The sequence below is a fragment of the Streptomyces sp. NPDC050564 genome (assembly GCF_044457265.1).
Taxonomy (GTDB): Bacteria; Actinomycetota; Actinomycetes; order Streptomycetales; family Streptomycetaceae; genus Streptomyces.
The window spans coordinates 44,183-56,129 of the sequence record NZ_JBITGS010000049.1; the positions used below are offsets into that span (position 1 = coordinate 44,183).

Sequence of the window (11,947 nt, forward strand, 5' to 3'; positions counted from 1 at the left end):
GGACATCGCGAGCCCCGTACGGACACCTCTAGGCGATGGAGAAGCGGAACGCGCCGGTGCCGCTCCCCATTGCCAGCCAGATGTGCTCCCCCTCCCTGACCAGCCTGAGGGCGATGTACGCGCATCCTGGGCATCGCGCGGTCAGACCCGGCTCTGGGCCGTAGACGTGCAGTTGGGCAAGTGGCCCCGACCGGGTGCACGCTGGGCAGCGCCACCAGGCCGTGGTGGGTTCCACCGACAGGATCTCCGAAAGCGGGCCGGCGAGACTGTTGCCGTCGAGGTGGGTGGACGCGTCTGTCATGAGGGCCTCCCGTGCGGTTGTGGTCGGCGGGTCAGCCGAAGCGTTCGGTGCGGATGGTGGCGGGGTCGCGCCCCAGGTCGACGAGCAGGTCGCCGGCAGTCTCGACGAATCCGGTCGGTCCGCAGACGTACACGGGGCTGTTCGGTTTCAGTCGGGCCGCCGATGCGTCGAGGTCGTCCGGCGTGAGACGGCCGGGCGTGCGGGTACTGCCGGGCGGGGCCTGCCGCGTGTACACGATGCGGACGTCGAGGGAGGGATCCCCGTCGGCCAGTTGGTCCTGGTACCAAACGTCGTCTGGGGTGCGTACGGAATACAGCAGATGGAACGGGCTGCGTGACTCGGCCTTCCGGTGGGCTCGGATCATCGCCGCCAGCGGTACGACTCCGGAGCCGCCCGCCACCAGCAGTACCGGTTCCGTCTGCTCGCTACGCCAGACGAACCAGTTGCCGAGCGGACCGCGCACTTCCACCTCGGCACCCGGCGGTAGCTGGTCGGCGAGGTAGGGCGAGACCTCGCCGTCGGGCACGGACTGGACGCCCAGTTCGATGCGGTCGCCGTCGGCGGGCGTGGCGAGGGAGTAGCTGCGAACCGCCTGGTAGCCGTCGTCGGCGGTGAGCCGCACATCGACGTGCTGGCCGGGCAGGTGACCGGACCACTCCGGCACGGTGAAGACCAGGGAGCGGGCGGTGGCGGTCTGTGGGTGGCGCTCGACGAGCCGGGCCCTGCGCCAGACAAGGGTCATGGTCAGTCTCCCCAGTTGCGCTGCTCGCGCCACGGGTCGCCGTAGTTGTGATATCCGACCGACTCCCAGAAACCGGGCTCATCTTTCAGCGTGAGCTGCAGTCCGCTCACCCACTTTGCCGATTTCCACAAGTACAGGTGCGGCACGAGCAGCCTGGCGGGGCCGCCGTGCTCCGGAGAGAGGGGGTAGCCGTCGTAGGCGTGGGCGATCCAGGCCTTGCCATCGAGGAGGTCCTCCAACGGCAAGTTCGTGGAGTAACCGCCGTAACTGTGGACCACGACGTACTCCGCGGCCGTCTCGACATCCTCGAAGAAGGCGTCCAGCGAGACACCGCGCCACTCGGTGTCGAATTTCGACCAGCGGGTCACGCAATGGATGTCCGTCACCGTGTCCTGCTGCGGAAGGGCCATCATCTCGTCCCACGTCCAGCGGTGTGTGCGTCCGTCTTCCGTGGTCACGGTGAAAGCCCACGTCTCGGTGGGGACGCGTGGAGTAGGGCCCGCCGACAGCACGGGGAACTGCTCCGTAGGGTACTGGCCGGGAGGCAGACGGTCCGCCAGAGGACGGGCCCGCCCGCGGAAACCGGGTGTGAAGGAGCTCATGGCGTCATCTCCTGGACTCGTGGGAAATCAAGAAAGCGGCAGCGCGTCGCGTGTGTGTCCGGTCGCGAGTGGGAGTGACGGCGGTGCCTTCTGATGCCGGGAACGTCACTCTGCCCCGACACTGAGATCCACCAGCCAGTGTCGGAGCGATGCGGCTGCTCGTCCACTCAGAGCTGGTCATCCGTGCCGACGCAGGTCGTGGAAGAAGTCCTCGATGACGCACAGCTCCCCGGAGCGGGCCGTCTCGTCGTAGACGTATTTGCCGACGGCGAGGTCGAGTACTCCGAGGCCGAAGGGCGAGAACACCAGTGGCCGGTCGGAAGGCGGTGTCACCTGTCCGGTCATGACGTCGGCGAGTGTGCCGTGCAGGAAGTCGCGGTTGCCGGTGAGCTGTTCGGCCAGGTGGGGCGACGTGTTGGCTTTGAGGCAGTGTTCGACGTCGTCGACGATGTTGGTCGAGGCGAGGATGATCTCGGGCGCGAGGTCGCGCAGGGACACGTGCAGGACCACCGGGTTGTGGTCGAACCAGGCCGGGTCGTTGATGTGCGGCTCGCCGGCAATGGTGGCGAAGACGACGAGGTCGCTGGAGCGGATGAGTTCCTCGGGGCTGTCGTGCAGGGTGATCTGTCCGGCGGTGCCGGTCTGTTGGAGGTAGTCACGGAAGCCGGCGGCGCTGTCGGGGCTGAGGTCGTGGACGCCGGTCTCGTCGAAGGACCAGCCCACTGCGGTCAGGAACGTGTGGATGTAGCGGGCGATCAGGCCCGTGCCGAAGAACCCGACCCGAGTGGGGCGTTGCCGGTTGCGAGTGAGGCGGTCGGCGGCCAGTGCCGCGGATGCGGCGGTTCTGGTGGCGCTGATGATGGAGCTTTCCAGACAGGCGAAGGGGTAGCCGGTGTCGTGGTCGTTGAGGATCAGGACTGCGGAGGCCCTCGGGATACCGGCCTGGACGTTGTCGGGGAAGCTGGAGATCCATTTGAGGCCGTCCACCCGTACCTGCCCGCCGATCGAGGCGGGCAGCGCGATGATCCGGGAGGAGGGACGGTCGGGGAAGCGCAGGAAGTAGGAAGGGGGGTTGACGGACTCTCCGGCGGCGTGCAGCTGGTAGGTGGCCTCGATGAGGTCCACGATCTGCTTTTCCCGGTCCCGCAGGGCTTGCTGGACCTGGGCGCCGGAGATCACTGCGAACGGTGGCACAGTGTGCTGCTGGGACATGGCGGGCTCGATTGCGTCGGAACGGACGGTGGTCATCCGGCGCTCACCTCGGCAGTCGGCGGGCACTCGGCCGGGCGCAGCGGCTCGGCCATGGCTACGAGTACCTCGCGCGGTCCTTGGAAGGCCTCCCTGCTGTGCGCCGTACGCACATTGTCGACGAGCATGAGGTCGCCGGCCTTCCACGGCTCGCGGGCGGTGTGGGCCGTGTAGGTGTCATTCAGGAGCTGGACGACGTCGGGGCCGATCGGGTCGCCGCCTCCGAAGCGGGTGTTGAACGGCAGTGACTCGGCGCCGTAGACGTCGATGAGATATTCACGGATTTCGGGTTCGATCGTCCATTCGTTGAGGAAGGCGATCTGGTTGAACCAGCAGCGGCGGCCGGTGACCGGGTGGACCGTCACGGCCGGGCGGCGCTGGCGGGTGCGCAGGCTGCCGTCGGGTTGCCAGTCGAAGTCAATGGCGGCTGTGCGGCAGTAGTCCTCGATGGCCCTCCGGTCGTCGGTGCCGAAGGCCTCGGCGTAGGGAGCGCCGATCTCGTCGTTGTAGGTGCGAGTGAGCAGCCAGCCTTCCTCTTCGAAGCGCTGGACCAGCTCGGTGGGAAGTGTCTCCAGGACGGTGGCTGCGTCGGCGACGGCAGTGGCTCCGCCGGTGCTGGGCGCGGTCAGGCAGGCGAACAGCAGGAGGCCGGGGGGCTGGAGGGCGTAGCTGAGTTCGTGATGCATGCACATCGGCTGGTTCGGCGGCCATGCCGAGGAGGAGTACACGCCCGGGGTGTACGTCTGTCGGCGGGCGACGGCTTCCTTGTCGGTCATCGGGGCCGGGGCCAGACGGCGGAGGAGGGTCCCGGCCCGGTCCACGTCGCACAGTCGCAGGCCGCGGATGAGGACCGAGCCGTGTTCGGCGACGAGAGTGCGCAGGGCGCGATGGTGTTCATCCGCCCAGGCCGACACGTCGTCAGGCGTCTCGGTGTACAGGATCGGGGGCTTGCCGGGATTCAGGTCCATTTTGAGGAGGGACGCCGTGATCGGGTAGGACATGGTGCTTTTCCTTTCGAGGTGGTTTTTCGATCCGGTTCAGGAGGTGACCGGTTCGGTTGCGCGGCGCTCGGGTCGGTTGTCGACCAGGGCGGCGAGGTCGGTGAGGATCGGGTGTGCGGTGACGTCTTTGAGGGACACGACGCGGTCCAGGGCGATGGCGAGTTTCACCGCGGAGAGGGAGGTGCCGCCGCGGTCGAAGAAGTGGGCACGGCGCCCGATGCGGTCCTGAGGGACGCCGAGAACGTGCCCCCAGGCGGTTGCCAGCCGCCGCTCGGTCGGTGTGGCCGGCGGCTCGTGGTCGTCCTCGGTGGTGGCGAGTCCCGCGGCGAGTGCCGTCAGTGCCTTCTTGTCGATCTTGCTGTTGGCGGTCAGCGGCAGGCTTTCGCGCCAGTGGAAGGCCTCCGGGACCATGTAGGCGGGCAGCGAGGTACCCAGCTGGTCGGCGAGGGCCCCGCTGTCCTGTGGCTTCGGGGCGGAGTAGAAGGCGACCAGGTGTTGGCTCCGGTCGCCGCGTTCGGCCACCACGACCGCGCCGTCGCGGACACCGGGAAGCCGGAGCAGGGTGTTCTCGACCTCGCCGATCTCGATCCGGAACCCGCGCACCTTGACCTGGGCGTCGCGGCGGCCGAGGAACTCCAGCTTCCCCGAGGGGTGCCAGCGGCCGTGGTCGCCGCCGAGATAGAGCCGCATGCCGTCGCGGTGCGGATCGGCCACGTACGCCGCCTGGGTGCGTTCCGGGTCGTTGATGTAGCCACGGCCGACACAGACCCCGGAGAACGCGATCACACCCGGAGCGCCCAGGGGCACCGGTGCGAGATGTTCGTCGACGACGTAGACGTTCACGTTGTTGACCGCGCGGCCGAGCAGGATGCGTTCCGGCGCCCGGTCCATGACGTCGTGGTTGGTGTCGTCCGAGGTCTCGGTGAGCCCGTACGCGTTGACCAGTCCGATCCGGGGCTGGGCGGTGAACCAGCGCTCGGCGAGCTCCTTCTTCAGCGCCTCCCCGGTGACCGATACGTACCGCAGGTCGGGCAGCGTCCGGGGGCGCTGTTCGAGCTCGGTCAGGACGGCTTCGAGGTAGGAGGGCACGACCTGCAGGACGGTGACCCTGCCGTCGGTGACGGTGTCGAGGAAGCGGGGGACGTCGAGGATGACGTCCTGTTCGACCAGCAGGGTCTGCCCGCCGGTCAGCAGTGCGGAGAGCAGTTGCCACAGTGAGATGTCGAAGCACTGGGGTGCGGTCTGGGCGACCACCTGTCCCTCGCCGATCTGCAGATCGTCGATCTTGGCGTAGAGGTGGTTGAGCATGCCGGCGTGTTCGCACATCGCGCCCTTCGGCTCACCGGTGGAGCCGGAGGTGAAGTAGATGTAGGCGAGCTGGTCGGGCGTGACGCGGATGCCGAGATCATCGTCGGCGTGATCTTCCTCGTAGGCGGCCTCGACGAGCAGCCTCGCGACTCCGGGCAGGGAGTCGAGTGCCCGGTCGAGGGTGGTGGTGCTGCCGGGTTCGGTCAGTACCAGGGTGCATTCGGCGCGGGAGAGAGTGGCGGCGATGCGTTCGGCCGGGAAGTGTGGCTCGATGGGGAGGTAGACCCCTCCGGCCTTGAAGACCGCGATGACGGCGGCCAGCCAGTCGAGGTTGCGTTCGGTCACCACCGCGACGACACCTTCGCGGGCAGGCCCGCGGGCTGCGAGGGCGCGGGCCAGCCGGTTGGCCCGGGCGTTGAGCTCCCCGTAGGTCCACTGCTCGCCGGCTTGCACAGCCGCGACGGCATCCGGATGCATCCGCACCCGGTCCTCGAACAGCTCGTGCACCCGCGCGTTCGGCAACGCCCGTGCCGGTCCGGCCAGTTGCTCGAGCTGGAATCGCAGCTCTTCGTCGGACAGAAGGCTCTGGCAGGCGTGTTCGGCATCCGGGTCGGCGGTCATCAGCGCGAGCGCGGTCAGGTGATATCCGGCGATGCGGGCGGCGCTGTCTGCGTCGAGCCTGTCGGTGCGGTAGCGCAGCCACAGCGCGAGCCGGCCCTCGCGGTGACGGAAGCCCACCCGCAGCGCGAGGTCCTCGGTGAGGTTCCCGTCCGTCGCTGTGGGATCGAAGACGGTCTCGAACGACGGCCCGGTCAGGCCCAGTTCGCGCCTGAGCGTGTCGATGTCCTCGGCCGGAACGTCCTGGTGTGCCAGCAGTTCAGCGGCGGCCTGGTGGGTGGTGTGCAGCAGTTCCCGCCATGAGGCGGGTGCGGTGGTGAGCCTGCACGGCAGGGGGCGGCCGCCCTCGGCGACGTAGCCGGTGGTGATCTCCGGCTCTGCGGACAGTGCCGCGAGCACCTTGGCGTGCGCGGCCAGCAGGAGCGAACCGAGCGGCAGCGCCAGCTCGTCCGCCAGTCGGCGCAGCCCGGTCACGGTGTCGTCGGGGACCTGGGTCTCGTACCGGCCCTCGCCGGTCGCCGGGTGGAGGGTCCAGTGTGGGGCGGGGGTGAATCCGCCGGCTGTCAGTACGTCCCGCCAGTAGTCCCGGTCCGTCTGGGTGCGCGTCACATGCTTTGCCATCGGTTCGTTTCCTCTGCTTGTCGCTGGTGCCGCGGCGTCAGTGGCCGCGAGCCGGGGCGGCGTGGGTGTCGTGGTGTTCTCGGCGGCCGTCGAGGTGGGTTCCGTTGCCCGGCATTTCCCGGGCCGGGTTGCCTCCCCACTGGGCGTGCGAGGGAATTTCCTCGCCCTTCATGAGGAAGGAGTCGGGGGCGAGCACCGCTGCGTCACCGATCGCCACGCCGTAGTGGACGAAGGCACCGACCCCGAGGGTGCAGCCGCTGCCGAGTGCGCTGCGGTCCGACTTGAAGGCGCCGTCCTCCTGCGAGTGGCACTGGACGACGGTCCCGGCGTTGAGCACGCTGTCGTCGCCGATGGTGACGAAGGTGCGCTCCGGGAAGAAGCAGCCGTCGTCGAAGACCCGCTTGCCGATCCGGGCCCCGAGCAGCCGCCAGATCACGTTCTTGAAGGGGGTGCCGTTGAAGACCTGGATGTAGTCGACCGAGGCCAACTTCCAGAAGCGTTCATGGCGCCAGAAGGAGGGCGCGTAGATCGAGCAGTACAGCGGCTTCTGGGGCTTGAACCCGGTGGAGGCCCGTTCGACCAGTGCGAAGTAGACGACGGTGAACGTCAGGGTGAGGACGCTGCCCAGGGCGATCGCCAGTGCGCCGAGTGAGGGGTAGAAGTCGGCGGCACCCATGGCGATGACGGTGATCATGAAGAAGTGGATCAACCGCGCCAGCAGGTACAGGCCGGCGGTTGCGGCATTGTGCTTGTTCTTGGCGGTCAGGCGACGGCGCAGCTGGTCGCCGGTCTGCAGGTGGTTGAACCTGTTGTCGCGCATCACCGTGCGCGGGATCTCGAAGCTGGGGGAGCCCAGCAGCCCCACGCCCTCGCGCACCGGTCCGTCGATGGGGACCATGACCTTCGTGGCGAGCAGGCAGTTGTCGCCTGTCTTGCCCTGTGACGGGTAGGCGATGCGGTTTCCGAGGAAGTTACGGGGCCCGATCGACGTCCGGGACACCCGGAACGACGTGCTGGAGAAGTCGGCGTTCATGAGAGACAGTCCGTCGGCGATCATGGTGCCGGTTCCGACCGAGCTCAGGTACGGGTTCTCCTGCTGTATTTCGGTGCCGAAGTTCGACCCGGTCTGCTCGATGCGGCAGAGGTCGTATCCGAGGCAGCGCAGGTAGTGGACGATTGCGGAGCTGTCGCCGAAGAGCCTGGTGAAGGACTTCCTGTTGGTCATCAGGGCGACAGCCCGCTGGACGCTGTAGTGGAAGCCGTACAGCGGATAGACCTTGCCGGGCTTGAGGGCCCGGTTCAGCACACGGGGCACGGTGCCCACGACGAGGAGGCCGACGAACAGGGAGCCGAAGAAGACGACCAGGGAAGTGGCCAGGGCATAGGCGTAGAAGGCGGGGCTGGTGACGGCCAGCCGCTGCGGGTTCAGGAGCGCATGAAGTTGCGGGATCTCGGCGAACAGAACGCTCACACCGCCGATCGCCAGCGGCAGAATCACCACCAACAGATTCAGCAGTTGCAGAACGCCGTACACGGTCCTTTTGACGGTGGAGCAGTCGGCCGGGCCGACCGTCCGGTAGTCCACCTCGGTCTGCTGCGCCGGCGAGCCGTGCCAGCGTTCTCCGTCGGGCACCACCTGGCCGGTGTGCAGAGAGGAGGCGTGGCCCAGCTGAGCGCCGTCGCCCATCGAGGTCTCGATGTCGAGGACCGTGTGCTCGCTGACGAGCACGTTGCTGCCGAGGGTGACCGGGCCGGTCTGGATCAGGCCGGCGTGGGCCCGGTAGCAGGACAGGTGCACGTCCTTGCGGATGATCGTGCCCTCACCGACGGTGAGCAGGTCGGTGCAGACCGGTATGGCGTGGGACAGGATCGTGACGCCTTTCCCGATCCGCGCGCCGAGCGCCCTGAGATAGAGCACGTACAGCGGTGAACCGGCGAACAGGCGCAGGGGGCTGGTGCGGATCAGGGTCTTGACGACCCAGAATCGCAGATAGGCCATGCCCCACACGGGGAACTCGCCGAATCGCCAGCGACCGATGAGTGCCCATTTCGCCACGATCGGGAAGGCGCACAGGCCCAGGAAGCTCGCTCCGGCGAACAGGACGGACCGCAGGTAGAGGTCGAACAGGCCCGAGCCCGCAGAGATCCACTCGTAACCTTGCGTGGCGACGAGGGCTGCGAGGTAGGTATAGCCCAGGAAGATCAGGAACTGCAGCATTCCGCACACGATGTAGCGCCGTGTACCGACGGCTGCCGGCACCTCGGCTCGCGGCGCCGCCTCGGTCCGTGCCGCCATGGCGTTCGCAGCCCCTGCATCGGCCGGTATCGGCGCGGCTGCCGACACGTCCGCAGCCGAGGCCGGCGATGGGACGGGCGTGGGCGCGGCGTCGCCGAGCGCGGTGGCCAGGCTCCGGATCGTGGGGTGCCGGTAGATGTCCTTCATCGACACCGTCGGCAAGTCCGCCCGCTTCCTGACCCGCGCACAGAACTGGGCCATCACCAGGGAATCGGCACCCAGGTCGTTGAAGAAGTGGCTGTCGGCCGGTACCTGCTCGATGCGCGCGACGCCGGCCAGTACCTCGGCCAGCAGCCTCTCGGTGCCGGTCAACGGGTCGGCGCCGCCCCCGCCGTCCTGGAGGGTCGCGATGCCGGCCGGAGCGGCCGTCAAGACTTCGACAGATTTCCCTATCACGTGAGCTCCTTGAGGACGCTTCGGTAGACGTCGGTCGGTACGGACGGAATTCGTGTCGTCCGCCTCTCCAGTACGCCTGGCCGGGAAATTCCTGTCGCGCCCCTGAATTTCGGGGCTTGACGCAACACACCGGCCTTGATAGCCCGACGAATTTGCGGTCAGCGCCCCTGTATTCCCTTGCTTTCCGTGCACCTCGCCCCGCCTATGGCCGCGCATCGAAGGCACACCCGTTCAATCCGCGGGGCGTCCGGGATTTACGTCGACCCGCCCATCTGACCTGGCGCTTTCCGGATGGGGCCAGGTACGACGATGGGGCAGGACACGGGGGGCAGGGCATGGGGGCGGGTCCTGGAGGGCGGACACGGTTGTGGCCGAGCACGGAAGCGCCGGATACCCCTGGTGACCGTGGGTGGTTCAGCACCCTCCCCCGGCCACGGCGCTTATGCGGGAACAGGGCGCCTGTCAAGTCCCGAATTTCGGTGGCATGACAGGCTGCTCCGATTCGGGCGTACTGAATATATTCCGGCGAATCAAAAGTCGCCGTCGAATTCCTCCCCGAGCCGAGACGGATCACCGGCCGGGAGACACTCCGCCGCAGTCGAGGAGACGACCATGCCCGTCATATCCGTTCCCCAGGCCTTCAACGAGGACGACCTCTACGTCGACCTTGAGCAAGTCGTCGGGCTCCCTCTGTTCCTCAAGTGCGAGGGATTCAATTTCGCCGGATCGATCAAGCTCAAGGCTGCCACCGAAATGGTCGAGGCCGCCGAAGCCGACGGCCAGCTGACACCGAACTCGGTTCTGGTCGAATCGTCCTCGGGCAACCTGGGCGTGGCTCTGGGCATGATCGCGGCCAGCAAGGGCTACCGGTTCCTGTGCGTGACCGACTCCCGCTGCAACCTGGCGACCAGGCTGATGATGGAGGCCCTGGGCAGCGAGGTCCGCGTCATCACACAGCCCGACCCCGTCGGCGGCTTCCTCGGCGCGCGCATCGACCACGTCCGTGCGCTGTGCGCTTCCGATGATCGCTATGTGTGGCTCAACCAGTACAACAACCCCAGCAACGGCATGGCCCACTACCGTAGAACCGCCCCGGCCATCGCCCGACAGTTCCCGGACCTCGATGTGCTCTTCGTCGGCGCCGGCACCACCGGGACCCTGATGGGCTGCGCGCGCTACTTCCGCGAGTGGCACCGGCCCGTGCGCATCGTGGCCGTCGACAGCATGGGCTCGGTGACCTTCGGAGGCGCCCCGGGCCGACGCATGATTCCCGGCCTGGGCACCAGCAGGCGCCCGCCGCTGCTGGACGAGTCCTATGTCGACGATGTGGTGTGCGTGGCGGAGGCCGACACCATCCGGGCCTGTCACCGGCTGGCCAGGCGCGGGTTTCTGTTCGGGGGTTCCACCGGCACAGTGGTCAGCGGGGCGATGGACTGGCTGGCCCGCCAGGAGGGACGGGAGCTGACCGCGGCGGCCATCGCCCCGGATCTGGGTGAGCGGTATCTGGAGACCGTCTACCAGACCAACTGGGTACAGGACCTGTACGGCGAGGACGTTCTCGGTTCCCAGGCGTCGATCGCCGCATCCCAGGCGGTCTGATCCCGCGTCCTGTGACGTCCTCGCGCATCTCAAGCCCCGCAGATCGCGAAGACCCGGCCTCAGAAGGCGGAGTTGGCGAACCAGTGGGTCAGCAGGTCCTCGTCCCCCTCGTGCACGAGGACCTCTGCGTCGTAGGACAGGCGGCCGTAAACGAGCAGGAGCAAGTCGGCCGCGGTTCCCCGGACGGTCGCGTCAGCAGGTTCCGTGGTCGCACGAGTCGTGTCGAGGCCGAAGCCGTCGGGCCGCAGGCGGACGAGCCACTCGTCGTCCCCGGCCGTGGCGCGGAAGCGGATGGTCTTGTCGGCGCCGCGCAGGTTGGCCACCTTGGGGGCGAAGAAGGCGGCGAAGGGCAGATTGACGAGGAACTCATCGATCCCGTCGACCGCGAGCGGGCGGTCGATCGTGGGCCGCAGGCCGAGTGCCAGCTCGGCGTCGACTCGGTGCAGCAGCGTCTCGAAGAGCATCCGGCGTGCCCAGAAGCGGGCGTGCTGGTCGGCGCCCCATGCCCACATCGGCAGGGTCGGATCGGTCGCCGCGAAGGCCTCCGCGGCCACGGTCGCGCTCTCGCCCAGCCAGTCGGCGTACTCGTTCTCCTGCTCCGGGAGCCGCAGGTCCACTTCTCGCTTCCGCGGAGGTTCCTGGATGCGTGCCCGCAACAGGACCGAGAACCAGCGTTGGACGCTGCCCGTGTGCTTGACCAGGTCGGCCAGCGTCCACCCGGGGCAGCTGGGCACCGCTGTCGTCAGGTCGGCGTCCTTGACCACCGACACGAACCGGGTGGTCTCCGCCGCGACCGCCGTGCGGTGGTCGACCGGGGCGAAAGTAGATCCGTGGTCGGGTTGGTCCGAGGTCTTCATCGTCACGTGCCTTTCGGAGGGGTCCGCCGAGGGGCTGGTTGAGGAGGGCTTGGGAGCGGCGAACATGTCGATGACGATAGGCGCTGTGCCGCCGTTCCCTTCGCCCGGCCCATGAGAGGAGCACGCGTACCCAACGGCTCCGAGGGGTCGTCCCGGCCGGAGCCGTCACCGCTCTTACGGACGGTTCAGCGCCGCGGCTGGACGGCCAGGGCTGTGGGGCCGCTTCGCCCGGGGGCGTCGAGCACTGGCGGGCTCACCGTTCCTGTCACCTTCTCGGCCGTGAACGGTCGAGCTTGTGTACTCGGTCGTTCACACCTCGTCGCGCTCCCGACTGTCCCCTACGACAGGACGGTCACGG

The 11,947-nt window shown here is 68.1% G+C and carries 9 protein-coding genes; 1 reads left to right on the forward strand and 8 read right to left on the reverse strand.

Features of this window, described 5'->3' with window-relative positions:
• Window positions 1-28: 28 nt before the first annotated feature.
• From ACIBK0_RS45235 to ACIBK0_RS45265, 7 genes are all read right to left on the reverse strand, one after another.
• Window positions 29-301, reverse strand: a complete 273-nt coding sequence (locus ACIBK0_RS45235) for a DUF6510 family protein (protein WP_399094194.1) — start codon at window positions 299-301, stop codon at window positions 29-31.
• A 31-nt stretch (window positions 302-332) separates the two neighbouring features.
• A complete protein-coding gene (locus ACIBK0_RS45240; RefSeq protein ID WP_399094197.1) occupies window positions 333-1,043 on the reverse strand; it encodes a ferredoxin reductase in 711 nt (236 codons plus the stop codon).
• Between the two features lie 2 nt (window positions 1,044-1,045).
• Window positions 1,046-1,645, reverse strand: a complete 600-nt coding sequence (locus ACIBK0_RS45245) for a sulfite oxidase-like oxidoreductase (RefSeq protein ID WP_399094200.1) — start codon at window positions 1,643-1,645, stop codon at window positions 1,046-1,048.
• Between the two features lie 177 nt (window positions 1,646-1,822).
• Window positions 1,823-2,893: a 2,3-diaminopropionate biosynthesis protein SbnB gene (gene sbnB, locus ACIBK0_RS45250; protein ID WP_399094203.1), complete on the reverse strand. Its 1,071-nt coding sequence runs from the start codon at window positions 2,891-2,893 to the stop codon at window positions 1,823-1,825.
• On the reverse strand, window positions 2,890-3,894 hold the full coding sequence (locus ACIBK0_RS45255) for a TauD/TfdA family dioxygenase (protein WP_399094206.1): 1,005 nt from the start codon (window positions 3,892-3,894) through the stop codon (window positions 2,890-2,892). Before ACIBK0_RS45255 ends, sbnB begins: the two co-directional genes overlap by 4 nt.
• A 36-nt stretch (window positions 3,895-3,930) precedes the next feature.
• Complete coding sequence (locus ACIBK0_RS45260) at window positions 3,931-6,441, reverse strand: amino acid adenylation domain-containing protein (protein ID WP_399094209.1); 2,511 nt, start codon at window positions 6,439-6,441, stop codon at window positions 3,931-3,933.
• A gap of 37 nt (window positions 6,442-6,478) precedes the next feature.
• Complete coding sequence (locus ACIBK0_RS45265) at window positions 6,479-9,133, reverse strand: Pls/PosA family non-ribosomal peptide synthetase (RefSeq protein ID WP_399094212.1); 2,655 nt, start codon at window positions 9,131-9,133, stop codon at window positions 6,479-6,481.
• 612 nt (window positions 9,134-9,745) lie between these two features.
• Here ACIBK0_RS45265 and sbnA point away from each other — a divergent pair.
• Window positions 9,746-10,732: a 2,3-diaminopropionate biosynthesis protein SbnA gene (gene sbnA, locus ACIBK0_RS45270; RefSeq protein WP_399094215.1), complete on the forward strand. Its 987-nt coding sequence runs from the start codon at window positions 9,746-9,748 to the stop codon at window positions 10,730-10,732.
• A gap of 59 nt (window positions 10,733-10,791) precedes the next feature.
• Here sbnA and ACIBK0_RS45275 read toward each other — a convergent pair whose 3' ends face one another.
• The gene (locus ACIBK0_RS45275; RefSeq protein ID WP_399094218.1) at window positions 10,792-11,655 is read right to left on the reverse strand and encodes a maleylpyruvate isomerase family mycothiol-dependent enzyme; all 864 of its coding nucleotides are present in this window, start codon (window positions 11,653-11,655) and stop codon (window positions 10,792-10,794) included.
• Window positions 11,656-11,947 lie beyond the last annotated feature (292 nt).